This window comes from Streptomyces candidus, from assembly GCF_014207445.1.
In the GTDB taxonomy this organism is placed as follows: Bacteria; Actinomycetota; Actinomycetes; order Streptomycetales; family Streptomycetaceae; genus Streptomyces; species Streptomyces candidus.
Genome location: NZ_JACHEM010000004.1, coordinates 90,278 through 116,055, shown reverse-complemented (window position 1 = coordinate 116,055; position 25,778 = coordinate 90,278). Strand labels below are relative to the sequence as shown.

The 25,778-nt window shown below is 72.0% G+C and carries 15 protein-coding genes and 2 pseudogenes; 14 read left to right on the top strand and 3 right to left on the bottom strand.

What is annotated here, in order from left to right; genetic code table 11:
• Positions 1 to 11: 11 nt before the first annotated feature.
• Positions 12 to 1,745: an MFS transporter gene (locus HNQ79_RS33580; protein WP_229923540.1), complete on the bottom strand. Its 1,734-nt coding sequence runs from the start codon at positions 1,743 to 1,745 to the stop codon at positions 12 to 14.
• 281 nt (positions 1,746 to 2,026) lie between these two features.
• On the opposite strand from HNQ79_RS33580, the gene HNQ79_RS09250 reads away from it, so the two are divergent.
• From HNQ79_RS09250 to HNQ79_RS09210, 9 genes and pseudogenes are all read left to right on the top strand, one after another.
• Complete coding sequence (locus tag HNQ79_RS09250) at positions 2,027 to 2,815, top strand: ABC transporter ATP-binding protein (protein ID WP_185028963.1); 789 nt, start codon at positions 2,027 to 2,029, stop codon at positions 2,813 to 2,815.
• Positions 2,812 to 5,388, top strand: coding sequence for an ABC transporter permease (locus HNQ79_RS09245; RefSeq protein ID WP_185028961.1), 2,577 nt, complete (start codon positions 2,812 to 2,814; stop codon positions 5,386 to 5,388). The genes HNQ79_RS09250 and HNQ79_RS09245 overlap by 4 nt, the downstream gene beginning before the upstream one ends.
• Positions 5,389 to 5,760: 372 nt before the next feature.
• Positions 5,761 to 9,294 (top strand): transcription-repair coupling factor, encoded by a 3,534-nt coding sequence (gene mfd, locus HNQ79_RS09240; protein ID WP_185028959.1) that lies wholly within the window; start codon positions 5,761 to 5,763, stop codon positions 9,292 to 9,294.
• Between the two features lie 493 nt (positions 9,295 to 9,787).
• Positions 9,788 to 10,543, top strand: a complete 756-nt coding sequence (locus tag HNQ79_RS09235; RefSeq protein WP_185028957.1) for an HNH endonuclease family protein — start codon at positions 9,788 to 9,790, stop codon at positions 10,541 to 10,543.
• Between the two features lie 133 nt (positions 10,544 to 10,676).
• Positions 10,677 to 11,507 (top strand): hypothetical protein, encoded by an 831-nt coding sequence (locus HNQ79_RS09230; RefSeq protein ID WP_185028955.1) that lies wholly within the window; start codon positions 10,677 to 10,679, stop codon positions 11,505 to 11,507.
• Positions 11,504 to 13,081: a serine/threonine-protein kinase gene (locus HNQ79_RS09225; protein ID WP_185029547.1), complete on the top strand. Its 1,578-nt coding sequence runs from the start codon at positions 11,504 to 11,506 to the stop codon at positions 13,079 to 13,081. The genes HNQ79_RS09230 and HNQ79_RS09225 overlap by 4 nt, the downstream gene beginning before the upstream one ends.
• 191 nt (positions 13,082 to 13,272) lie before the next feature.
• On the top strand, positions 13,273 to 14,229 hold the full coding sequence (locus HNQ79_RS09220; RefSeq protein ID WP_185028954.1) for a class I SAM-dependent methyltransferase: 957 nt from the start codon (positions 13,273 to 13,275) through the stop codon (positions 14,227 to 14,229).
• 90 nt (positions 14,230 to 14,319) lie between these two features.
• Positions 14,320 to 15,354 carry a glycosyltransferase family 2 protein gene (locus HNQ79_RS09215; RefSeq protein WP_185029545.1) on the top strand — a complete coding sequence of 345 codons (1,035 nt, stop codon included), beginning with the start codon at positions 14,320 to 14,322 and terminating at the stop codon, positions 15,352 to 15,354.
• A gap of 17 nt (positions 15,355 to 15,371) precedes the next feature.
• A pseudogene (locus tag HNQ79_RS09210) lies at positions 15,372 to 15,722 on the top strand (GtrA family protein); the annotation flags it as partial.
• Positions 15,723 to 15,782: 60 nt separating this feature from the next.
• On the opposite strand, the pseudogene HNQ79_RS34460 reads toward HNQ79_RS09210, so the two are convergent.
• Positions 15,783 to 16,094 (bottom strand): annotated as a pseudogene (locus HNQ79_RS34460) (hypothetical protein); the annotation flags it as partial.
• Here HNQ79_RS34460 and HNQ79_RS34455 point away from each other — a divergent pair.
• On the top strand, positions 15,993 to 18,557 hold the full coding sequence (locus tag HNQ79_RS34455; protein WP_268253568.1) for a YfhO family protein: 2,565 nt from the start codon (positions 15,993 to 15,995) through the stop codon (positions 18,555 to 18,557). The pseudogene HNQ79_RS34460 and the gene HNQ79_RS34455 sit on opposite strands and share 102 nt — an antisense overlap.
• Before the next feature lie 18 nt (positions 18,558 to 18,575).
• On the opposite strand, the gene HNQ79_RS34450 is transcribed toward HNQ79_RS34455, so the two are convergent.
• The gene (locus HNQ79_RS34450; protein ID WP_185028952.1) at positions 18,576 to 21,137 is read right to left on the bottom strand and encodes a YfhO family protein; all 2,562 of its coding nucleotides are present in this window, start codon (positions 21,135 to 21,137) and stop codon (positions 18,576 to 18,578) included.
• Positions 21,138 to 21,259: 122 nt separating this feature from the next.
• Between HNQ79_RS34450 and HNQ79_RS09190 the strand changes: the two genes are divergently transcribed.
• The 4 genes from HNQ79_RS09190 to HNQ79_RS09175 all read left to right on the top strand — a co-directional run bounded on the left by HNQ79_RS09190 (position 21,260) and on the right by HNQ79_RS09175 (position 25,711).
• Positions 21,260 to 22,276 (top strand): glycosyltransferase family 2 protein, encoded by a 1,017-nt coding sequence (locus HNQ79_RS09190; protein ID WP_185028949.1) that lies wholly within the window; start codon positions 21,260 to 21,262, stop codon positions 22,274 to 22,276.
• A 62-nt stretch (positions 22,277 to 22,338) separates the two neighbouring features.
• Positions 22,339 to 23,028 carry a SurA N-terminal domain-containing protein gene (locus HNQ79_RS09185; RefSeq protein ID WP_185028947.1) on the top strand — a complete coding sequence of 230 codons (690 nt, stop codon included), beginning with the start codon at positions 22,339 to 22,341 and terminating at the stop codon, positions 23,026 to 23,028.
• A 143-nt stretch (positions 23,029 to 23,171) separates the two neighbouring features.
• Positions 23,172 to 24,431, top strand: a complete 1,260-nt coding sequence (locus HNQ79_RS09180) for a nucleoside triphosphate pyrophosphohydrolase (protein WP_373312569.1) — start codon at positions 23,172 to 23,174, stop codon at positions 24,429 to 24,431.
• Complete coding sequence (locus HNQ79_RS09175) at positions 24,428 to 25,711, top strand: cytochrome P450 family protein (protein ID WP_185028945.1); 1,284 nt, start codon at positions 24,428 to 24,430, stop codon at positions 25,709 to 25,711. Before HNQ79_RS09180 ends, HNQ79_RS09175 begins: the two co-directional genes overlap by 4 nt.
• Positions 25,712 to 25,778: the final 67 nt, after the last annotated feature.

The following is a 25,778-nucleotide window of genomic DNA, read 5'->3' as shown; positions in this document are numbered from 1 at the left end:
TCCCGCTGCCGCTACCGCTCCCGTTGCCGAGACGTCGCCCGGCCCGCCCCCGGAGCCGGCTCCTGCTTCGGTTCCGGGAGCGGGCCGGGTTCCGGGTCGGTCAGGACCGGGAACCTGCGGGGGGCCAGTACCACCAGGGCCACCAGTGCGAGCACCCCCGCCCCTGCTGCCCCCACGTAGACGTGGTCCACCGCCACGTCCACGGCACGCCGCAGGTAGTCCGCCGCCGCGGTGGGCAGCGTCGACGCCGGGTCGGTCAGCGCGTGCGAGACCGAGTCGAGGTCGTCCGGCAGTCCGTCCCGTATCTCCGCCGGTGCCGCTGCCAGCCGCGACGCCAGCGTCGCGTTCGCCACCGCGCCGAACACCGCCGCCCCGACGCTCTGCCCCAACTGCCGGTAGAAGAGGATCGACGCCGTTGCCGTCCCGCGCTCCGACCAGCCCACCGTCGACTGCACTCCGACGATGAGCGGCAGCTGGAAGAGCCCGAGGGCGGCCCCCAGCAACAGCATGATCAGCGCCGGCTGCCACGCCTCCCCGGGGAAGGGGAGCAGCGGGAACGCGGCCAGGACCAGCACCGCGAGCGACATCCCCACGATCGCCGTCTGCCGGAAGCCGATCCGCCGGTACACGTGCTGGCTCAGTGCCGCCGACAGCGGCCAGCTCAGCGTCATCACGGACAGCACGAACCCGGCGGTCGTCGGGTTCAGGCCCAGTACCGACTGGGCGTACGTCGGCAGGAAGACCATCGGGGCGACCATCAGCAGGCCGAGCGCGCCCAGCGCGACGTTGACCGCGGCGATCGTCCGGCGACGCCACACCCAGCCGGGGAGGATCGGCTCGGCGGCGCGCCGTTCAATCAGTACGACGACCACGACCAGTACGGCGCTCGCCGCGAACAGCGCCAGCGACGGGGCGGAGAGCCACGGCCAGACCACCCCGCCCTGCACCAGCGCCGTCAACAGCAGCCCCCCGCAGGCGAATACGGCGAGTGCACCGGCCCAGTCGATACGAGAACGAACGCGGGGCGCGCTGCGTTCCCGCCCCGCCGATGTCCGGCCCGCCGCTTCCTGCGAGGCCGTCTCGTGCCCGGCCGCCCCGGAGGCGGGGGTCTCCCGCCCCGCTTCTTTCGGGTCTGCTTGCTGCCGGGCCGGCGGCGGCACCCGTCCCGGCTCCCGCAGGTACTTCGCGATCAGCCACATCGCCACCGCGCCCACCGGGAGGTTGATCAGGAAGATCCACCGCCAGTCCGCGTATCCGGCGAGCGCTCCGCCCACGGCGGGGCCCGCGACCGCGGACACCGCCCAGACCGTGGACAGCCTCGCCTGGATCCTGGGGCGCTCCCTGAGCGGGTACAGGTCGGCGGCGACGGTCTGGACGGTGCCCTGGATGGCGCCGCCGCCCAGGCCCTGCACGATGCGGAAGGCGATGAGAGCAGGCATGTTCCAGGAGAGCGCGCACAGCACGGAGCCGAGGAGGAAGAGGGCTATGCCGGTGATGAGGACCGGTTTGCGGCCGAACGTGTCGGGAGAGTTTCCCGTACACCGGGAGGGTGACGGTGACGGCCAGCAGATATCCGGAGAACAGCCAGGAGAAGACCGTGAACCCGCCCAGGTCGCCGACGATCTGCGGCACGGCGGTGGCGATGATGGTCCCGTCGAGTGCGGCGAGCGCCATGCCGAGCATGAGGGCCGCGACGACGGGTCCCCGGCGGATGTCCGCGTTCCCCGTGTCCGTGCCCCTTGCATCCTTCCTGTCCACCGAAGTCCCTTCCCCCTGCACGTATGTGGTGTGCCCCAGCGTCTCATCCGCAGGTCGGGCGGGGGAGGGCGCGGAGAGGGAGGAGATGTCCCCACCCTGTGCTCCACCCACGGGTTGAGGAACCCTGACGGATCCCCCTACTCAGGTGCAGTCAGGGGTTGGTACCTCGGGGCGAGGTGCTGATCCGGCCGTTTCCTTAGCTTGGACTTACACACCCTGGACCGACGACGGGGTGCGTGCAGCACCCGGCCGAACGAGGGGAATTGGCATGACTACGGCGATGGACGTCTCCCAGCACGGAGGCACAGGCGGGCGAACGGCCGTCGCCGCCCGCGCGCGGCAGGTCGTCAAGGCGTACGGGGCGGGCGAGACGCGGGTCGTCGCGCTCGACCACGTGGACGTCGACATGGCTCAGGGCGAGTACACCGCGATCATGGGCCCGTCGGGGTCCGGCAAGTCGACGCTGATGCACTGCCTGGCCGGGCTGGACACGGTGACGTCGGGGCAGGTCTTCCTCGCCGACACCGAGCTGACCGGGCTCAAGGACAAGAAACTCACCCAACTGCGCCGGGACCGGGTCGGGTTCATCTTCCAGTCCTTCAACCTCCTCCCGACGCTCGACGCGATCGAGAACATCACGCTGCCCATGGACATAGCGGGACGCAAGCCGGACGCGGACTGGCTGCGGCGGATCGTGGACACCGTCGGACTCGCCGACCGGCTCCACCACCGCCCGTCCGAACTGTCCGGCGGGCAGCAGCAACGGGTCGCGGTGGCACGTGCGTTGGCCTCCCGCCCGGAGATCATCTTCGGTGACGAGCCGACCGGGAACCTGGACTCCCGTTCCGGCGCGGAGGTGCTGGACTTCCTGCGCCGCTCGGTCGACGAGCTCGGTCAGACGATCGTGATGGTCACGCACGACCCCGTCGCCGCCGCGTACGCGGACCGGGTGCTGTACCTGGCGGACGGGCGGATCGTGGACGAGATGCGCCGTCCCACCGCCGAGCTGGTGCTGGACCGGATGAAGGCCTTCGACGGCCGGGGGCGTACGTCATGACCGTGTGGAAGACCTCGATGCGCAACTTCTTCGCGCACAAGGGACGCATGGCGCTCTCCGCCGTCGCCGTCCTCCTCTCGGTGGGCTTCGTCTGCGGGACGCTCGTCTTCACCGACACCATGAACACCACCTTCGACAAACTCTTCGCCACCTCTTCCGCCGACGTCACGGTCACGCCGGAGAAGGAGAAGAACGACAACTCCGAGACGCACGCCGGACGCCCCGTCACCCTGCCCGCCTCCCTCCTGCGCACGATCGCCGGCGCGGAGGGCGTGCAGGCCGCGGAGGGCACGGTCAGCAGCATGTCGGTGACCGTCGTCGACCGCGAGAACAAGAACATGGGCTCCGACACGGGCGCGCCCACCATCGCGAGCAACTGGTCCTCCGCCGACGCCCGGCTCATGGACATCACCTCCGGACGCGAGCCGCGCGGGCCCACCGACCTCATGGTCGACGCGGACACCGCGGAGAAGCACGGGCTGAAGCTCGGCGACGAACTGCGGACCATAGCCGTCACCGGCGACTTCACCGCCAGGATCAGCGGCATCGCCACGTTCCGGGCGACCAACCCCGGTGCCACCGTCGTCTTCTACGACGAGAAGACCGCGCAGCAGAAGCTGCTCGGCGGCCCGGACCGCTACACCGGCGTCAACGTCACCGCCCGCGAGGGCGTCGGCGAGGAAGAACTCAAGGCCGGCGTCGCGGCAGCGCTGGGCGCCGACTCGTACAGGATCCAGACCAAGGCGGAGGCGAGCGAGGAGAGCAAGAACGACATCGCGTCCTTCCTCGACGTGATGAAGTACGCCATGCTCGGCTTCGCCGGGGTCGCCCTCCTCGTCGGCATCTTCCTGATCATCAACACCTTCTCCATGCTGGTCGCCCAGCGCACCCGCGAGATCGGCCTGATGCGCGCACTCGGTGCCAGCCGCAGGCAGGTCAACCGGTCCGTGCTGCTGGAAGCGGTACTGCTCGGTGTCTTCGGTTCGCTGCTCGGCATCGGGGCGGGGATCGGACTCGCCGTCGGACTGATGCAGTTCATGAACGCGATCGGCATGAACCTCTCCACGGACGACCTGACCGTCACCTGGGTCACCCCGGTCGTCGGGTTCGTTCTCGGCGTCGTCGTCACCGTCGTGGCCGCCTACCTCCCGGCCCGCCGGGCCGGCACGGTCTCCCCGATGGCGGCCCTGCGCGACGCGGGGACCCCCGGCGACGGCAGGGCGGGCCGGATACGGGCCGGGATCGGCCTGACGCTCACCGCGCTCGGCGCGGCCGGACTGTTCGCGGCGGCCCGGGCGGACGAGGCCGCCCAGGGCTCGCTCTTCCTCGCGGCGGGGGTCGTCCTCACCCTCATCGGGTTCGTCGCCGTCGGGCCGCTGCTCGTCTCCTTCGTGGTGAAGGGGCTCAGCGCGGTGGTGCTGCGGCTCTTCGGCCCGGTCGGGCGGATGGCCGAACGCAATGCGCTGCGCAACCCCCGGCGTACCGGAGCGACCGGTTCCGCGCTGATGATCGGGCTCGCGCTGGTGGCCTGCCTGTCGGTCGCCGCGTCCTCGATGGTCGCCTCGGCCAACCAGGAACTGGACAAGTCGGTGGGCGCCGACTTCACCGTACGGTCGAACACCGGGATGCCCGTACTGCCGCAGGCGCAGCAGGCCCTCGCGAAGGCCGAGGGGATCGCCCGGCTCACCCACTACAAGCTGGTCACCGCCACGGTGACCGCCCCGGACGGCACCTCGGAACGCACCACCCTGTCCGCCACCGACCCCTCGTACATGCAGGATCTGCGCCGCGAGACGGTGGCCGGAAAGCTCGCCGACGCGTACGCGCCGGGAGCGATGTCCGTCGGCGACGAATACGCCGAGAAGCGCAAGGTGAAGGTCGGCGACGAGCTGACCGTCGCGTTCCCCGGCGGGAAGAGCACGAAGCTCAAGGTCGCCGCGATCACCTCGGACGACGTCAATGTCGACAAGGGTGCGATGTACCTCGACATCGCGACGGCCGCCGCGCACACCCCCGCGGAGCGGATGCCGCAGGACATGGCCCTCTTCGCGAAGGCGGCGGAGGGCCAGGCGGAGCAGGCGTACGCCTCACTGAAGGCGGCGGTCGCGAAGTACCCGCAGTACCGGGTGCTCAACTCCACCGACTACAAGAAGGACCTCAAGGCCCAGATCGACCAGCTGCTCAACATCATCTACGGGCTGCTGGGGCTGGCGATCATCGTCGCGGTCCTGGGCGTCGTCAACACCCTCGCCCTGTCCGTCGTCGAACGGACGCGCGAGATAGGACTCATGCGGGCCATCGGGTTGTCGCGCCGCCAGCTGCGGCGGATGATCCGGCTGGAGTCGGTGGTCATCGCCCTCTTCGGCGCGCTGCTGGGCCTGGCGCTCGGGCTGGCCTGGGGGATGTCCGCCCAGAAGCTGCTCGCCCTGGAGGGCATCGGCGTCCTGGAGATCCCGTGGACCACGATCGTCACGGTGTTCCTGGCCTCCGCGCTGGTCGGCCTGCTGGCGGCACTGGTCCCGGCGTTCCGCGCCGGAAGGATGAACGTGCTGAACGCGATCGCGACGGAGTAGGACCGAACGGGGCGGCGCGAGCCGGCCCGGCCCCAGGACGGGACGTGCGTCCGGATCCGCACGGGGCCGGGCGCCCGTCCCTTCCCGGATGCGTGCGTCCGGCGCCTCGTGCGGAACGGACGTCCGGCCCCTCGCGGGGATCGGCGTCCGGCCGTTCCCCCGGTGGCCGGGCGGCCGGCTGCCCGCTCCACCGGACCCCCGCTTTCGGCCAGGCCCGCCGCCGTTTCCCGCACGCGCGCGCCACCCGTCGTAGGCTGGAAGCCCCCGGCCCGTGCGACGTGTCGGGCGGCTCGCGTTGCCCACCCGCCGCACCGGCAGGTGTCCCCGCGCGGCCGGACCCCAGAGTTCTCAGCGTTCGGATGGATGCCCTTCATGAGTCTGCACGGCCTGCTGGATGCAGTGGTACGAGATTCGGCGCTCGCCGAAGCGGTGAAGGCCGCGGTCGACGGCAACCGCATGCACGTCGACCTCGTCGGCCCCTCCGCCGCCCGCCCCTTCGCCCTCGCCGCCCTCGCCCGCGACGCGGGCCGCCCGGTGCTGGCCGTCACCGCGACCGGCCGGGAGGCGGAGGAACTGGCCGCGACCCTGCGCACCCTCCTGCCGGAGGACTCCGTGGCGGAGTTCCCGGCCTGGGAGACGCTGCCGCACGAGCGGCTCTCGCCGCGCTCCGACACCGTCGGCCGTCGTCTGGCCGTACTGCGGCGTCTCGCGCACCCACGCGACGACGACCCGTCGGCGGGCCCGGTGAGCGTGGTCGTGGCTCCCGTTCGGTCGGTGCTCCAACCGCAGGTCAAGGGGCTCGGCGACCTGGTTCCGGTGTCGATCAGGTCGGGGCAGAGCGCCGATCTGGGCGAGCTGACGGACGCGCTCGCGGCGGCTGCGTACGCCAGGGTCGAGCTGGTCGAGAAGCGCGGCGAGTTCGCCGTGCGCGGCGGCATCCTGGACGTCTTCCCGCCCACCGAGGAGCACCCGCTGCGGGTGGAGTTCTGGGGCGACGACGTCGAGGAGATCCGCTACTTCAAGGTCGCCGACCAGCGGTCCCTGGAGGTCGCCGAGCACGGCGTGTGGGCGCCGCCCTGCCGTGAGCTGCTGCTCACCGACGAGGTGCGGCAGAAGGCCGCCGCGCTCGCCGAGGCCCACCCCGAGCTGGGGGAACTGCTGCACAAGATCGCCGAGGGGATCGCGGTGGAGGGCATGGAATCCCTCGCCCCGGTGCTCGTCGACGACATGGAACTGCTGCTCGACGTCCTGCCCGAGGGGTCCATGACGGTGGTCTGCGACCCCGAGCGGGTGCGCACCCGGGCCGCCGACCTCGTCGCCACCAGCCAGGAGTTCCTCCAGGCGTCGTGGGCGGCGAGCGCCGGCGGGGGCGTGGCCCCCATCGACGTCGGCGCGGCGTCCCTGTGGGGTATCGCCGACGTCCGTGACCACGCTCGCGACCTCGGCATGATGTGGTGGTCGGTGTCCCCGTTCGCCGCCGACGACGCCACGCGCGAGGCGGACACCCTCCAGCTCGGCATGCACGCGCCGGAGCTGTACCGGGGCGACACCGCCAAGGCCCTGGCCGACAGCAAGGGCTGGCTGGCCGACGGCTGGCGCGTCGTGTTCATCACCGAGGGCCACGGTCCGGCCGCCCGTACCGTCGAGGTCCTCTCCGGCGAAGGCATCGCGGCGCGCCTGGACGCCGACCTCGCCGCCCTGTCGCCGAACGTCGTCCACGTCGCCTGCGGCGTGCTCGACCACGGCTTCGTCGACCCGGCGCTCCAGCTCGCCGTCCTCACCGAGACCGACCTGACCGGCCAGCGCACGGCCAGCAAGGAACTGGGCCGGATGCCGGCCCGCCGCCGCAAGTCCGTCGACCCGCTCACCCTCCAGGTCGGCGACTTCATCGTGCACGAGCAGCACGGTGTGGGCCGCTACATCGAGATGGTGCAGCGCACCGTGCAGGGCGCGACCCGTGAATACCTCCTCGTCGAGTACGCGCCCGCCAAGCGCGGCCAGCCGGGTGACCGCCTCTACATCCCCACCGACCAGCTGGAGCAGGTGACGAAGTACGTCGGCGGCGAGGCCCCGACGCTGCACCGGCTCGGCGGCGCGGACTGGACGAAGACGAAGGCGCGCGCCAAGAAGGCCGTCAAGGAGATCGCCGCCGACCTCATCAAGCTGTACTCGGCGCGCATGGCGGCCCCCGGCCACACCTTCGGCCCCGACACCCCCTGGCAGCGCGAGCTGGAGGACGCCTTCCCGTACGTGGAGACGCCCGACCAGCTGTCCACCATCGCCGAGGTGAAGGAGGACATGGAGAAGTCCGTCCCGATGGACCGGCTGGTGTGCGGCGACGTCGGTTACGGCAAGACGGAGATCGCGGTGCGGGCCGCCTTCAAGGCGGTCCAGGACGGCAAGCAGGTCGCCGTCCTGGTCCCCACCACGCTCCTCGTGCAGCAGCACTTCGGAACCTTCACCGAGCGCTACGCCCAGTTCCCGGTCAACGTACGGGCGCTGTCGCGCTTCCAGACCGAGTCCGAGTCGAAGGCGACCCTGGAGGGACTGAAGGACGGCTCCGTCGACCTGGTCATCGGCACCCACCGGCTGTTCTCGCAGGAGACCAGGTTCAAGGACCTCGGCCTGGTCATCGTCGACGAGGAGCAGCGCTTCGGCGTCGAGCACAAGGAGCAGCTGAAGAAGCTCCGGGCCAATGTCGACGTACTGACAATGTCGGCGACACCCATCCCCCGCACGCTCGAAATGGCGGTCACCGGCATCCGTGAGATGTCGACCATCACCACCCCGCCGGAGGAGCGCCACCCGGTGCTCACCTTCGTCGGCCCGTACGAGGAGAGGCAGATCGGCGCGGCCATCCGCCGTGAGCTGCTGCGCGAGGGCCAGGTCTTCTACATCCACAACCGAGTCGAGTCCATCGACCGGGCGGCGGCCAAGCTCCGCGAGATCGTCCCCGAGGCGCGCATCGCGACCGCGCACGGACAGATGTCGGAGACCGCCCTGGAACAGGTGGTCGTCGACTTCTGGGAGAAGAAGTTCGACGTCCTCGTGTCGACGACGATCGTCGAGTCCGGCATCGACATCTCCAACGCCAACACCCTCATCGTCGAGCGCGGCGACAACTTCGGCCTCTCCCAGCTGCACCAGCTGCGCGGCCGTGTCGGCCGCGGCCGCGACCGCGGTTACGCCTACTTCCTCTACCCGCCGGAGAAGCCCCTCACGGAGACCGCCCACGAGCGCCTGGCCACCATCGCCCAGCACACCGAGATGGGCGCGGGCATGTACGTGGCGATGAAGGACCTCGAAATCCGCGGTGCGGGCAACCTGCTGGGCGGGGAGCAGTCCGGGCACATCGCCGGCGTCGGCTTCGACCTGTACATCCGCATGGTCGGCGAGGCCGTCGCCGACTACCGGGCGGCCGTCGAAGGCGGCGAGGAGCAGCCCGAGGCACCCCTCGAAGTCAAGATCGAACTTCCGGTGGACGCCCACGTCCCGCACGACTACGCCCCCGGCGAGCGCCTGCGCCTCCAGGCGTACCGCGCCATCGCCTCCGCCAACACGGAGGCCGACATCGCGGCCGTACGGGAGGAACTCACCGACCGTTACGGCAAGCTCCCCGAGCCCGTCGAGAACCTCCTGCTGGTCGCCGGTCTGCGCATGCTGGCCCGCGCCTGCGGGGTCGGCGAGATCGTCCTCCAGGGGCCGAACATCCGTTTCGCCCCGGTCGAGCTCCGCGAGTCCCAGGAGCTGCGCCTCAAGAGGCTCTACCCGCGCACGGTCATCAAGGGCACGGCCCACCAGATCCTGGTGCCGCGCCCGAGTCCGGGCCAGATCGGCGGAAAGCCGGTGGTGGGCCGCGAACTGCTGTCGTGGACGGGCGAGTTCCTGACGACGATTTTGAACTGACTCCGGGGGCCATGGGTCGACTCCCGTGACCCCGGGCCGTCCCTGGCGACCCCGGGCCGTCTCCCGCCGCCCCGGGCCGTCTCCGGCTACCCGGGGCGCGCCTGCGGCAGCCGCCCGCACAACTCACCGCCCGCGAGGCCGGAACGATCGGCCTCGCGGGCGGGGGTTCAGGAGGCCCGGCTCCCCTGTGCGGGAGTGCCTGGCGCGTCCTGCCGAACCCGGTCCTCGAACCAGTCCTCGAACCGGTTCCTGAACCTGTGGCAGATCCCCACGGGCGGGCTCCTTCCGCAGAAGAGATCGGGACATTTCAGACCGTACGCCGGAGGGGCGGAATGCGCGCGCCGGATGCCGAGGGCCGGCGAAGGATCGGGCCCGGCTGTCTTCCTGGTGTGCGGCGGGCCACATTTCGGCGGTATGTCGCGGGTCGCGATCGCCCGTTCGGGGAAGCCGTTCCTACGGTGGGAAATCCGGTTCTTCATCCAGTACTCAACACATGGCGGGACGGCTTCCCTTGACAACTCGTACGGCAGGACACACGCGGAGGTCCGCGTGCGCGGCGGGACTTGGGGCCGTGCTGGTGCTCGGGACGGCGGCATGCGGCGCGGGCGGTGGCAGTGGCACGGCCGGCGGACAGGGCGGTCCGGTCGGCAAGGGCGGCTCCGCCCTGGCCGCCGTGGACGAACTGACCGTCAAGGGGCGCGCCCCCAAGACGGGTTACGAGCGGAGCGCGTTCGGCCGCGCCTGGGCCGACACCGACGACAACGGCTGCGGGACCCGCGACGACATACTCAAGCGGGACCTCAAGAACGTGAAGTTCAGCAAGGGGCAGTGCAAGGTGTCCTCCGGGGTGCTGGAACCCGACCCGTACACCGGCGGACGCGTCGAGTACGCGCGTGGACGCAGCAAGGTCGACATCGATCACCTGGTGGCGCTGTCCGACGCCTGGCAGAAGGGCGCCCAGCAGTGGAAGCCCGGCAAACGCCTCGCCTTCGCCAACGACCCGCTGAACCTGCTGGCCGCGGAGGCCTCCGCCAACCGGCAGAAGGGCGACGCGGACACCGCCACCTGGCTGCCCGCGAACAAGTCGTACCGGTGCGCGTACGTGGCCTCGCAGGTGGCGGTGAAGAAGAAGTACGGGGTGTGGGTGACGGCCGCCGAGAAGACCGCCATGAAGGAGGTGCTGGGCGGCTGCCCCGAGCAGCGGCTGCCCACCGGCGGGAACCCGACGGAGGCGAAGACCGGCAGGTGAGCCGGGCCACGAGGGGCAAGGAGTCGGCCGGGTCCGTACAACCCTGAGGCCCACGCGGGAGTCGCTGTATACGCTCGTCGTACGTCCACCTCCAGCACGCCGCGTTCTTCGTGCCCTCGCCTCAGGAGCAGCCATGCCCGGCTCCGGCCACGCGCCGCCGCGCAGTCAGCCCAGCCCCGCCGTGCTGGTCGCGCTGCGGGTGCTGTTCACCGTGTGCGCCCTGTGCAGCTGCGGGCTGCTGACGTGGGCGGCGCCGCTGCGGATCGCGATCCTGCGCAAGCGCGCCGCCGACTGGGTGGTCTTCTCGACCGTGCTGGTCCTCGGCTACACCCTGCTCGCCATCGTCGGGCTGTACGGGGCGCCGCCCTCGGACGATTCTGCGGCGCCGGCGGAATTCAACACCGTCGACACGGTGGGTGTGCTGGCTCTCGCCGTCCTTTCCGTCGGGGTGGCGACGTACTTCCTGATCGCGGACATCACCCACTACCGGACGCCGCGGCCGCAGCCCCACGCGTGGGGGCCTGTCTCCGCCGTACCGCAGCACCGGCCGTTCCCGCCGGCGCAGCACCCCGAGCAGCCCGGCCCGTACGACCGCCCGACCGTCCCGGACGGCGCGCCGGGGCCCGCCTACGGCTACCCGGCCGCCCCGCCAAAGCAGCCCGAACCGCACTCCCACCCGCAGCCCTCCCCGCCGCAGTCCCGCCCGCAGCACTCCGCACCGCAGCCCGGACCGCCTACCCGGCAGCCGCTGCCGTCCGCGCCCCGCATCGACCAGGTGCGCGCCGAGCTCGACGAGCTGAGCGAGCTGCTGCGCAGGGAGCCCGGATACCGCGACAGCCGCAACCGCAAGGGCGAAAGCGGTCGCGACGGTGGAAGCGGCCGCAACGGCGAGGACGGCCGCAACGGCGAGAGCGGCCGCGACGGCGAGGACCGCCGGAACGGTGAGGGCGGCCGGGCGTGGTGAACGGCCGTGTCGTCGCGGGCCGCTACGAGCTCTCCACCCTCATCGGCCAGGGCGGCATGGGCCAGGTCTGGACGGCCTACGACCAGCGCCTGGACCGCCGGGTCGCCGTCAAACTGCTGCGCCCCGACCGGATGGCCGCCGCCGCCGAGGCCGAGGACCTGCGGCGCCGCTTCGTGCGCGAGTGCCGCGTCACCGCTCAGGTCGACCACCCCGGCCTGGTCACCGTGCACGACGCGGGCAGCGACACCGAGGACCTGTACCTGGTCATGCAGTACGTCGAGGGCGCCGACCTCGCCGACCACCACGCCGAGACGGCCCCCTACCCCTGGCAGTGGGCCGTCTCCGTCGCCGCCCAGCTGTGCGCGGTGCTCTCCGCCGTGCACGCCGTCCCGATCGTGCACCGCGACCTCAAGCCCCGCAACGTCATGGTGCGACCGGACGGCACCATCACCGTGCTCGACCTCGGCATCGCCTCCGTGCTCGACACCGACACCACCCGCCTCACCCATACCGGCACCCCCATCGGTACGCCCGCGTACATGGCGCCGGAGCAGGCGATGGGCGGCGCGGTCGGCCCGTACACCGACCTCTACGCGCTGGGCGTCCTGCTGCACGAGCTCCTCACCGGGGACGTCCCGTTCGCCGGGAGCACCGCGCTGGGCATCCTGCACCGTCACCTCTACGAGCCGCCGCTGCCGGTGCGCCGGAACAGGCCCGAGGTCCCCGGCGCACTCGAAGCGCTCGTCCTGCACCTGCTCGCCAAGGACCCGCAGTACCGGCCCGGCTCCGCCCAGGAGGTGTACGAGCGCCTCGCACCGCTGCTGCCGGCCCGCGGCCCGCACCCGGCCCCGTACGGCGTGGCCCCCGCGGGCCCGCTCGACCCGACCCGGCCCTTCCTGCGCCCGCACGCCCCGTGGCCCGACCGGGCGGCGGCCGTGCCCCCGCCCGTCCACGTACCGCCCGTGCCGCCGACGCGGACTCCGCCGCCGCCACCGTCGCGGCCCGACGTCGCCGGAGCCGTCGACGAGGTCAAACAGCTCCTCGGCGAGGGCCGGATCACCCAGGCGGTCGACATCCTCGGCAACATCCTCCCGGCCGCCGCGGCGGAACACGGCGAGCGTTCCCCGGTGGTGCGCATCCTGCGCAAGCAGTACGCGGCGACGCTGCTCGACGACGGCCAGTACCGGCGTGCCCTGCCCGAGCTGCGCCGCCTCGCCGACGAACGCGCCGCCGAGAGCGGCCCGGCGGACCCTCAGGCCCTCCAGTTCCGGTACGACGCCGCCCAGTGCCTGGAACAGCTCGGCGAACCGGCGGCGGCACTCGCCGAGTACCGGGCGCTGCTTCCTTACTACGAGAACAGTTACGTCTCGGGCAACGACCCCGCGCGCTCCTTCGAGCTGCGCCTGCGCGCCGCCCAACTGCTGCTGGCGACGGGCGGCCACGGGGAAGCGGTCCGGCAGCTGCAGGCACTACTGTACGACGCGGAGCGTGCGTACGGCGGGTACCACCCGCTGGTGGGCGAGGTGCGCCGGGCGCTGGAGCGCCAGCGGCAACTGGGCGGCGGCCGGGGCTGAGCGGGAAACCGGCCCCGTCGCCCCGATGTCGCCATGATGTCCCGATGTCCCGACGTGCGGTTGTCCGGTTGCCCTGGTGTCCGGTTGTCCGGTTGTCCGGACAAAGCTCGGAGGTGCCCGTCATCCCCGGTTCGCCCCCGCGTCGCCCGGGGGCCACGCCTTCATACGGCGGGCCGCATACCGTCCCGCCCATGCCCCTGCTGACCCGCCCCTTGCGGACCCTTCCCCTCGCCCGCCGTGCCCTGCGCCCGCTCGCGGCCCTCGTCGACCAGCGGGTCGACCAGCGCGTGCGCGCCCAGGCCCGCGCGACCCAGAGCGAGGTCGCCGCCCTCCGTGCCGAACTCGACGTGCTGAAGAAGCAGAGCCACGCCGTCGGGATGCTGCTCGACCGCACCGGCCGGGGTGCCCACCGCATGCCGTCCGCGGGACAGATCACCGCACTGGTCGGCCAGGTGGCGGAGGTCAGCGGCAGCGCGCACGCGCGGCGGGCGGTGACCTCCGCCTTCCGGACCGTCGTCGCGCTCGAAGCGCTGGGCGTCGGACGTCTCGCGGGCGGCACGTCCAACGTCTGCGGAAAACTCGCCACCATTCCGCTTATGGCTCCGCCGAACCCCGAAGTGCTCGAAATAGGGACCCTCCACGGACTGTTCGCGACCGCCCTGACCCGCATGCTGCACCGCGAGGGGATCGAGCCGCGGCTGACCATCGTCGACCCCTTCGCCGGCTCGCAGCTCCAGCCCGACGCGACCCACGACCACGCCGACCCCACCGGTACGCCGGTGCGCGAGGACGTCGTGCGCGCCAACCTCGCCCTGGCCGGAACCGCACTCGAAGCGGCCGGGTCGCCGACCGCAACGGCCCGTATCTACAAGGGTTTCTCACAGGATTCGCACATACGTGCGTCCGTGTCCGACCGGCGCTACGGGGTGATCGTGGTGGACGGCGACCACTCCAGGGAGGGTGTTCTCGCCGATCTCCGGTGGGCCGAGGAGATCGTCGCGGACGGCGGAATCGTCGTGCTCGACGACTACGGCGACGCGGCCTGGCCCGGTGTCCGGGAGGCGCTGGAAACACATCTGGGCGACGGCCGTTCGAAGCTTGTTCTCGAAGGAGTGGTGGCTACTTCCGCTTTTCTTCGTCATATGTGATGTACCTCACAGTGAGGCAACCGAGTTCCGGGAATCACTGTCTCGATAGGCGACCAACAGCCTCTCCCGTACAGACCGGAAGTGACACCCATGCGCCTGTCGGTGGTGGTGCCCTGTTACAACGAAGAAATGGTGATCGAGTCCTTCGACGCGAAAACCAGAGCATTGCTCGATTCCCTGCCCGTCGACTACGAAATCTGTTACGTCGACGACGGCAGTTCCGACCGCACGCTCGACCTGTTGCGCGCGCTCGCGAAGAAGAACCCCGCCGGGCTGCGCTACACCTCCTTCAGCCGGAACTTCGGCAAGGAGGCCGCCATGCTGGCCGGCCTGCGCGAGGCCACGGGTGACGCCGTGGTGATCATGGACGCGGACCTCCAGCACCCGCCGGAGCTCATCGGCCGCATGCTGGAGCTGCACGCCGTCGGCCACGACCAGGTCATCGCCCGGCGCGACCGGAGCGGCGAGTCGCGTCTGCGCAAGGCCCTGGGCAAGGCGTACTACCGCATGGTCAACCGCTGGGTGGACGTCGAGCTCGTCGACGGCGTCGGCGACTTCCGGCTGCTGTCACGACGGGCCGTCAACGCACTCCTGTCGATGCCCGAGCAGAACCGCTTCTCCAAGGGGCTGTTCTCCTGGATCGGCTTCGACACCGTCACCTTCGACTACACCAATGTGGCGCGGGAGGCCGGCGAGACGAAATGGCGTTTCGGCGCCCTCGTCAACTACGGCGTCGACGGTCTCATTTCGTTCAACAACCGGCCGCTGCGGGTCGCCATTCACCTCGGTCTCCTACTGGCGGGCCTGGCCACTCTCTACGCGGCGTGGACCGTCGTCAGCACCCTCGCGTTCGGCGTGCGCACCCCCGGATACGCGACCCTGCTGGCGGCGATCGTCGGAATGGGCGGCGCACAGATGGTGATGCTGGGACTGGTGGGCGAATACATCGGCCGGATCTATTACGAGACGAAGCGCCGCCCGCACTTCCTGGTGAAGGAAACGAACGCGTCGGGCGCTGACTCCGCTTCACCGATACGCACGCGGTCCGGAGCGACCGAAGCGGGCGCGGTGGCGAGCACCGGGGTACCGCTGTCGGCGACGTGGAACAGGACTGTCGGTCAGTGAGTTCGCAGATCCTTCAGGTGCTCCGGTTCGCGCTGGTGGGCGCGGTCAACACGGGCACGTTCTACGGTTTCTACCTGGTCCTGCACCAGTGGCTGCCGTACTACCCCGCCTACGTGGTGGCGTTCCTGCTCAGCATGGTGGGTTCGTTCTTCCTGAACACCTACTTCACCTATCGCACCCGCCCCACCTGGCGGAAGTTCCTGCTGTTCCCGCTCACCAACCTGACGAACTTCGTCGTCACCTCGGTGGGCGTTTTCGTGCTCGTCGAGTGGTGCGACATGGACGAGCGGATCGCGCCGCTGGTGGCGGCTGCGGCGGCCATCCCCGTGACGTTCGTACTGTCGCGGCGGATCCTGACCCGCGAGGACGCAACCGCGGCCGGGAACGGCCCCGCGGAGAACGGCCCCGCGGAGAACGGCCCCGCGGAGAACGGCCCCGCGGAGAACGGCCCCGCGGAGAACGGCCCCGCGGAGAACGGCCGCACGGCGAACGGCCCCGGCACGACTCCGGGCACCGCCACCGCCGGTGCCACCCGCGTCACCCCCGCCACGCCCGCGCGTGCGCGCGCGTGGCAGCAGCGCGCCGGTCGCCTGCTCTCCGCCGAACGGCCGGTCGCCGCCCTCGCCGGAGTCGTCGCCATGGCCGCCTACAGCCTGGGCCTGGCGCTGAACGGTGTGTACCCCTTCGGGCCGAAGTCGAGGGCCGTCAACGACCTCGGCAACCAGTTCGTGCCGTACCACGCGCACCTGCGGGACCTGCTGCACGGCGAGGCGCAGGGCGACCTGCTCTACAACTGGAACAGCGGATACGGCGTCCCGTTCCTCCCCGACTTCTTCACCTACCTCACCAACCCCCTCTCGTTCCTCGTCGCACTGTTCCCGCGCGACATGGTCGAGCTGCCCGTCTTCCTGGTCACCCTGCTCTGCCTCGGCCTCGCCGCCACCGCCATGACGGTCTTCCTGGCCAGGCTGCGCCCCGGCCCCGCCTGGCAGCGCGGGCTGCTGGCGGTCGGGTACGCCCTGTGCGCCTGGGTGATCAGCGACGGTGCCGCCGACCCCATGTGGATGTGGGGGCCCATCGCGCTGCCGCTCATCGGCATCGCCGCCGACTGGTGCCTGCACGGGCGCCGCTGGGTCCTCGGCACCCTGCTCGTCGCCCTGTGCTGGGCGGCGAACTTCTACACCGCGGCCATGGCCACCCTCGGCGCGGCACTCGTACTGGTCGTACGGCTGCTGCTGCGGGACGACCTGTCCTGGCGCGCGCGCACGCGCGTACTGCTGCGGGCGGCCGGCATGGCCGCGACGTCACTGCTGCTGGTCGCGCCCGCGCTCACCGTCTCGTACCTCTCCAGCAAGGCGTCGCAGCCGGTCACGGCCCGCCCGTACAAGGGCCCACCGGACCCGGTGCTCTACCTCGCCCAGATCTTCCCCGGCGGCCGCACCTCGATGGTGGCCCCCGGCATCTGCTTCGGGCTCCTGGGGCTGGTCCTGGTCGCCACGTACCTCTTCCAGAAGTCGGCGCCGGTGCGTGAGCGGGTGCTGTGGTGGGGGCTCGTCCTGCTGGTCGCGGTGTCCTTCGTGCTCGAACCGGGCGTACTGCTGTGGCACGCGTTCGCACTGCCCAACGGCAGCCCGTACCGGGCGACGTTCGTCCTCAGCGGCATCCTCACGATGGTGGCGTGGCTGGCGCTCTCCCGCGTACCCGAACCGCGCGAACTCCTGCGCGGGGCGGCCGTGCTGGCCGCCGCGGTGCTGTTCACCGCCGGACAGAAGACGGTGGGCACCTCCACCCTGGTGCTGTCCCTCGGCGGCATCCCGGTGATGTGGGCGGGACTGTGGCTGCTGCACCGGTACGGGCGGCCGGGACTTCCCGGCGCGCGCACGGCACGCGCGCTGGTCGCCGCCGGGCTCGGCTGCGCGGTGCTGCTGTCCTGCGCGTACACCGTCTTCTCGGTGACCGCCATCAAGGACCGCATCCCCTGGTACCACCCCAAGCGCACCTACGACGCCGAGACGCTCAGGACGCGCGAGGCGCTGCGCGCGGGGGACGGCCTCCCCTGGCAGCGCAGCGACCCGGGGCCGCACGAGTACGCCAACAACGACCCGATGCTGCTCGGCGGTCAGGGCGGCGCGTACTACAGCAGTCACCTGCCCGTGGAGACGGCGCGCACCCTTCAGCGGCTGGGCGCGGGCTGGTACATCGAGGGCCGTCACACCAAGAGCTTCGAAGAGCCCGTCGGCCTGGCGCTGATGGGTTCCACGACCTACGTCGCCGCGAATCCGGTGGGCACCCGCAACGCCGAGATCCGCCGGGCGGAAGCGGCGCCGGTGGTGACGGTACGACCGCAGGGCGTGCGCACGGACACCTCAGGGGCCCCGGTGGGCGCGGACACCGCGGACACCGCCGACACCGCCTTCGACCGGCTGAACAGTGCGATCGGCGCTCCCGTGTACCAGGTGCCCGGACTGCGGGCGGCGAACGGGGAACGGCCGGGCCCCGAGGGCTGGCCGGTCCGCAAGGGCCACCGCAGCGTCTTCGAGGTGCGGTGCTCTCCCGGCAGTACGGCGTACGCGCACGCACCGTGGTTCGCGGGGCGGGTGGGCGTCTCGGGCGGTCCCGACCGGGCGTGGTTCGGCCGGGGCAGCACGATGACGGCGGCTCCGGTGCGCGAACTGGCACAGGTGCCGGGCAACGGCCGCCTCACGGTGTCCTTCGTCCCGACCAGGAAGGGGCAGTGGATCCCGGAACGCCCGGTGGGCTGCCTGGACAGCGGCAGGCTGAACAGCGCGATCTCCGCCCTGCGGGTCTCCGCCCCGGCCCAGCTCACCATGTCCGGACATGAGATCCGCGCCACGCTGCGCGAGCGCACCGGAGGCACCGCGGTGGTGGCGGCGCCCGCCGTGAAGGGCTGGCAGTGCGCCGTGGACGGCGGAGCGCCGCGCCCCGCGGCCGCCTTCCAGGGCCTGATCGCCGTCCCGCTCGGGGAACGGGCGTCCCGCTTCACCTGCACGTACACCCAGGCGGGCCTGACGCCCGGACTGCTGGGCAGCGCAGCGGGACTGGCGGTGCTGGCGGGCGTCGCGGTGCGGTCCCGCACCCGGGGGCGCCGTGGCGGGCGCGACACGGGGCGCACCGGCACGGTGGTCACCGACGCGGCACCGGGGACGGAAAGCGGCGTACGGGCCGTCGCCCGGGTGGGCTGACAGCCGCCTCGCGCCTCTTCACCGGGCGGGCCGGACCGCTTCGGCCCGCCCGGTGTCCGTGGCTTCCCGCCCGGTGCCCGTCGAGGGCCGCGAAAGCGCGGCCGGGCCGTCCCCCGTCGAGGGCGCCTCCCCGTGCGGACCCGCGTCCTCGCGTCTGCGCCGCAGAGCGCCCACCACCGCGACCGTCGCCACGGCTGCCAACGCCCCGGCGCCCACCACCACCCCCGCCCGCAGCCCCGGCGGCCGGAACGCGCACCGGACCTCCCGGGTTCCCGCCCCCACCGGCACCGCCACCAGCCCCAGGTACGCGTCGGCCGGCCGCAGCCCGCCGCCGTCCACCGCGCACCGCCACCCCGCGATCCGCGGAATCGCCAGGACCGCGGTCCCGTCGGCCGCCCGGCCGCTCGCCCACCGCGCCCGTACCGTCCCGTCCCCCACCTCCACGGTGTCCGCCGCCGTCGCCCTCAGCTCCCGTACCGCCGTGGCGAGCCGGTCCTCCCGCAAGCACGCCACCTCCGCGCCCCGCGCCCCCGTGCCCCGGAGCTCGACGCGCACCCTGCCGTCCGCCGGGGCCGCCCCCACGCCCTGCATCGGCGCGCGCACCCGCCCCTTCTTGGCCTCGAAGCGGACCGCGGGACCGCCGGCCAGCCGCGCCGTGCCCTTCAGACCGGGCGCCCACACGTACACCGGCGTCCCCGGCGTGCACGCCCCCGAGGTCCCCGCGAGCCGCTCGTAGACCTGCGCCCCCAGCAGCAGTTCCTGGTTGGCGAAGGCGGAGTGTCCGTACGCGGCCGGGCCGCCGGCCGGCCGTATCCCCACCAGCGGTCCCGCCTGCCTCCGCACCACCTCGAACTCCGTGTCCCGCCCCTGCCGGTACGTCGACCGCAGCCGGGCGCCGACCCCGAACACCGCGTCGGTCACCGGGTTGTCCAGACTGTGCGGCGCGCGTCCGCTGCCGTTCCAGCCGTCGCCGAGCGCGGTCAGGGTCCGGGTCAGCACGTCGGAGGTCATGCTGCTGTAGTACGAGACGCCCTGACCGCCGACCACCAGCGCGTCGTTGTGCACGGTCTGCGTCCGCCCCGGGTCGGTACGCCACCGCGGCCAGCCGCCGACGTCCGCGATCACCGCGCGCTGCACCGCCTGGCGCTCCCCGTACGGCGCGTGGTCGTCCTGCGTCGCCACCCGGCGCTGCGCCGCCCACGCCGTGGTCAGGGCCGACTGCCCGACCGTGCACCCGACCAGCAGGACGGCCGCCGCCGCCAGGTACCGGCGCCGTGCCGCGGGCCCCACCGGCGCCGCCCTCCTCAGCAGCACCAGGGCACCCACCACCGCCACCAGCCCGGCCCCCCAGCCCAGCCACGCCCCCCTTCCGGTATCCGAACTCCCCAGTCCGGCCAGCCCCAGCAGCACCACGGAGCCCGCAGCGCCCGTCAGCGCCCGCCGCCCCGGCGCGCCGCCGCACACCGCCGCCCACGCGGCCATCACCAGCACCCCGGACAGGACGAACGTCTGCCGGTACGGGCTCCCGTTGGGCTCCGCGAACGCGTGCCACGCCAGATGGGTGGGCCCCCACTGCATCGACACCAGCACCGCCACCACGAGCACGCACCACCCCGCCCGTATCCGCACCGCCACCCCCCGGTGGAAGGGCAGCGCGAGGGCCAGGACCAGGACCGCCGAGCTCACGTACATGGCGGGGGAGCTGAAGGCGTACGTCCCCGGGATCAGCCGTGCCAGCACCTCGCCCCACCCGGCCGGCCGGAACGTCAGGCCCATCCCGGGATACGCGTGCCGGGTCCCCGCGAACACCGTGAGCAGCACCGGCGCGGACAGCCCGATTCCCAGCGCCACCACCGCGCACGCCCGTGCCGCCGTACGCAGCGGACGCGGGCCCCCCTCCATCAGCAGCCGCGCCCCCAGCACCAGCCCCGCCCCGAGGGTCGCCATGTACGCCGTGTAGAAGTTCGCCGTCCACACGAGCGCCACCAGCAGCACCCCGCCCACGAACCACACCCGCAGCCCGCGCCCCGCATGCACCCACTCGCCCACCACGCACAGCAGCGGGAACGCGATCAGCCCGTCCAGCCACATCGGGTTGTACGACGCCTCGGTCACCGCCCAGCCGCACAGCGCGTACGCGGAACCCAGTGTCCCGGCGAGCCACCAGCGCCCCTTCGGGCGCATCGTCATCAGCAGCCAGGCCATCACCGCCGCCGCCACCGCTATCCGGGCCACCGACACCACGTACACCGCGAGGTCTATTCGATCCCGCGGGAAGAACGCGACCAGCAGGGCGAACGGGCTCGACAGGTAGGTGCCCAGGTCCGGCAGGAAACTGGAGCCGTATCCGGCCTGCCAGTTGATCAGCCAGCCGCCGTCTGCACGGCCGTGCAGCAGGTCCCAGAGATACGTGTGGAAGGGGACGAACTGCGTTCCCAGGTCGTTCACGTTCCGGTTCATCGAGCCGAACGGCCGGCTTCCGGCCAGCGCCGACCCCAGACAGTGGGTGAAACCCGCCACGAGGGCGGCGAGCAGGGCAGAAGCCGCGACGGGGCGTTTTCCGGGAAGCCGAATGAGCATGGAACCGAACCTAAACAGGCGGATGGCGCTCCACCACCGTCCCGCGATTCCGTTAACCGAATCGCCCGCCGCCCGTCACCTCCCCCGTGAGAGAACGTCATCTCCGCGCGCTGCCATGGCACATGCTCATCTCCCTCGTCGTGCCCTGTTTCCACGAGGCGGACACCGTCCGGCGATTCCACGACCGCGTCACACGGGAAATCGGCCCCCTCGCCCCCACCACCGCATTCGAATTCGTCTACGTCGACGACGGCAGCCGGGACGACACCCTCACGCACATCCGTGAGCTGGCCGCCACCGACGCCCGCGTCCGTTACGTCTCCTTCAGCCGGAACTTCGGAAAGGAGGCGGCCATGCTGGCGGGCCTGCGGCACGCCACGGGAGACGCCGTGGTGATCATGGACGCGGACCTCCAGCACCCGCCCGAACTCATCGGCCGCATGATCTCCCTGCACGCCCAGGGCCACGACCAGGTCGTCGCCCGCCGCAACCGCACCGGAGACCGCTTCACCCGTGCCCTCACCGCCCGCGCCTACTACCGGCTGGTCAACCGCCTCGTCGACGTGGAGTTCGTCGACGGTGTGGGTGATTTCCGGTTGCTCTCCCGCCGCGCGGTGGACGCCGTCCTCCGGCTCACCGAGTACAACCGTTTCTCCAAAGGCCTCTTCGCCTGGATAGGATTTCCCACCGCGACCTTCTCCTACGAAAACGAGGTCCGTGCACAGGGCCGCTCGAAATACACCTTCGGAAAACTCCTCAACTACGGCCTCGACGGTGTCCTTTCCTTCAACGACAAGCCGCTGCGTGCCGCCCTTTACCTCGGACTCGCCCTGCTCACCGTCGCCGGCCTGTACACCGCGTGGATCGTCGGGGACGCACTGGTCAACGGCGTGGACACCCCCGGTTACGTCACCCTGCTCGTCGCCGTCACCGCGTTCTCCGGGGTGCAGATGGTGATGCTCGGCGTCATCGGCGAATACGTCGGCCGGATCTACTACGAGACCAAGCGCCGCCCGCACTTCCTGGTGAGCGAGACCGACGGCGAGCCCCACACCCGGCCGTACCCGGGCCCCGCCGCATCCCAACTCATGAACGACTCGTTGGTCGAACCAGTGGCCCGGACCACTCCGGCTGCCTAACATCAACAACCGCAAGGCTGTTGTGCAACGCCGCACGATCACCGCCACCCGGGAGGCACCCTTTGCACCGCCGTACGCGCACCCGCACCTCGCTCCTCCTCTCCGCCGGACTGCTCGCCGCAGCCCCCCTCCTCACGGCCTGCGGCGGCGAGGCGCACCCCGGCGCGGCGGCCCTCGTGGACGGCGACCGCATCGAGGTGTCCTCGCTCCAGGGACAGGTCAGGGACGTACGGAACGCACAGGCGAAGTCGCCGCAGGGCGACCAGGCCATCAGCGGCACCGGACAGATGGGCCGTGCCAAGCTGCACAGCATGATCTTCGGCCGGGTCGTCGAGCGCGCCGCCGCGGACGCCGGGGTCACCGCCTCCCGCAAGGAGATCCAGCAGGCGCGCGACGCCGCCGTCGGGCAGGCGCAGGGAGCGGACAAGCTGGAGGCGATGCTGCTCCAGCGCGGCATCGCGCCGGACCAGATCGAGCAGGCCGTCCGCCAGGAGATCCTGCTCAACAAGATCGCCGTCGCGAACGGCGCCAACCTCGCCGACCCGGCGGGCCAGCAGAAGGTCACCCAAATCCTCGCCGAGGCGTCGAAGTCCCTGAAGATCGACGTCAACCCGCGGTACGGCGACTGGGACGACGCGAAGATCGGCCTCGTCGAACACCGCGCCCCGTGGATCAACCAGAAGACCAAGGACAGCGAGGCACAGGCCGCACAGGACGCGGGCGCCCAGCCCGCCCCGGAACCGGCCCCGTAACCCGGAACCGGCGCCCCAACCCGGGACCGGCCACCCCCGCCGTACGGTCACGCGAGCGGACCCCGACCCGGCCGCGCGACCGGGCGGGTTGTGCGGCGCGACCGGGCGGCCGGCCCGTCGTGCCCCACGGGTAACGTCGAAGGGTGACCACAGAAACACCTGACGCACCTGACGACGCACCGGACGCACCCGACGCGGCGTCCGCCCCCGGCCGCATCGTCCTGCTCACCGCCAGCCACCGGGTCGCCCCCGGCCTGCTGTCCTGGCCCGCCTGGCAGACGCTGCGCGCCGCGGACCGGGTGCTGTGCGCCGACCCGGGGCACCCGCAGCTGCCGTACCTGGCGGAGGCGGGCGTCGCCGTCGAGCAGCACGTCCCGGCGGCCGACGAACTGGTGGCGTTCTGCGCGGGCGGGCGCACCGCCGTGGTCCTCCCCTCGGGCGAGGGAGACCAGCGCCTCACCGACGGTCTCGCCCGCCTCGCCGGGTCGAACAGGGTCCAGATGCCCGACCTGGAGCTCCTGCCCGGTTCGTACGACCTGCCCGGGGCCCGCCTCCTCGACCTGGTCCACGTCATGGACCGGATCCGCCGCGAGTGCCCGTGGTCCTCCCGGCAGACGCACGAGGGCCTCGCCAAGTACGGCATCGAGGAGGCGTACGAACTCGTCGAGGCCATCGAGACCGGTGACCGCACGGAACTGCGCGAGGAACTCGGCGACGTACTCCTCCAGGTCGTCTTCCACGCCCGCATCGCGCAGGAAGCGCCCGGGGAGGACGAGGACGAGGACGGGGCGGACGCGCCCTTCTCGATCGACGACGTGGCCGCCACGCTCATCGACAAGCTCATCCACCGCCACCCGCACGTCTTCGGCGACGAGACCGCCGAGACGCCCGAGGAGGTCAAGGCCACCTGGCTGCGCACCAAGGCCGTCGAGAAGCAGCGCGCCTCGGTCACGGAGGGCATCCCGCTCGCGCAGCCCGCTCTGGCCCTCGCCGCCAAACTGGCCTCCCGGGTACGCAGCGCGGGCCTGGACGTCGTACCCCCGGCCGACGGCGACGGCGGCAGCGAAGTCAGCGGCAGTGGCGCCGGCGCGACCACCGGCGCGCGTGCCGACGCCGCGGCCACCAGCAGTGAAGCCGGTGGCGCCGGAAACCGCGTCGGCTACGAACTCCTCGCCCTCGCCGCCCGCGCCGAAGCCGAAGGCACGGACCCGGAAACCGCCCTGCGCGCCGCCGCCCGCGCGTACCGCGACGCGATCCTGGTGGCCGAGGGGGCGCGGGCAGCCCCACGAACGGCGCCGCAGACCCGGCCACAAGCACAGACCCCGGCCCCGCACCAGCCCCGGACGGACGCCCCACCGCACCGGACCGAAGCCCGCCCGCCCCGGACGGACGCCCAGCAGTGACCGACGCCGCACACGAGGCCGCCGCCGGGTCCGACGCCCCCCGCGGCCCGCAGCCCCCGCTCTTCACCTGGGAGTTCGCCACCGATCCCTACCCCGCTTACGCGTGGCTGCGTGAGCACGCACCCGTGCAACGCACCGAACTGCCCAGCGGCGTCGAGGCCTGGCTGGTCACCCGGTACGCGGACGCCCGTCAGGCCCTCGCCGACCAGCGTCTGAGCAAGAACCCGGCGAACCACGCCGGATCCGCGCACGCCAAGGGCAGGACCGGCATCCCCGGCGAGCGCAGCGCCGACCTGATGACGCACCTGCTGAACATCGACCCGCCGGACCACACCCGGCTGCGCCGGCTCGTCGCCAAGGCGTTCACCCCCCGTACGGTGGCCGAGTTCGAGCCCCGTGTGCGGGAGTTGACGGACCGGCTCATCGACGCCTTCGAGGCGAAGGGCTCCGCCGACCTCATCCACGAGTTCGCCTTCCCGCTCCCCATCTACGCGATCTGCGACCTGCTCGGCGTGCCGCGCGAGGACCAGGACGACTTCCGGGACTGGGCGGGCATGATGATCCGCCACGGCGGCGGGCCGCGCGGCGGCGTCGCACGCTCCGTCAAGAAGATGCGGGCGTATCTCGCCGAGCTGATCCACCGCAAGCGCGAGGACCTCGGCGACGACCTGATCTCGAACCTGATCCGGGCCGGCGACCACGGCGAGCACCTCACCGAGAACGAGGCCGCCGCCATGGCCTTCATCCTTCTCTTCGCGGGTTTCGAGACCACCGTCAACCTCATCGGCAACGGCGTGTACGCCCTGCTGCGCAACCCCGGCCAGCGCGCCCGCCTCCAGCAGGCCCTCGCCGACGGCGACCCGGACGGCCTTCTCGCCACCGGCGTGGAGGAACTCCTGCGCTACGACGGCCCGGTGGAGCTCGCCACCTGGCGGTACGCCACCGAGGCACTCACCCTGGGCGGGCAGGACATCGCCGCGGGCGACCCGGTGCTCGTCGTGCTCGCGGCGGCCGACCGGGACCCCGAGAGGTTCCAGGATGCGGACAGTCTCGATCTCGGCCGGCGGGACAACCAGCACCTGGGCTACGGCCACGGCATCCACTACTGCCTCGGTGCGCCGCTCGCACGGCTCGAAGCCAGGACCGCGCTCGCCGCCCTCCTGACCCGCCTTCCTGACCTGCGGCTCGCGGAAGATCCTGCTGATTTGCGGTGGCGCGGCGGTCTCATCATGCGCGGACTGCGCACGCTCCCCGTCGAGTTCGGGGACGCCCGTACGTGAAGGGGAAGTGACGGGACCTCAGCAATGTGACCTTCGCGTGATCTCCACTGCATCGACTTGTGACGGG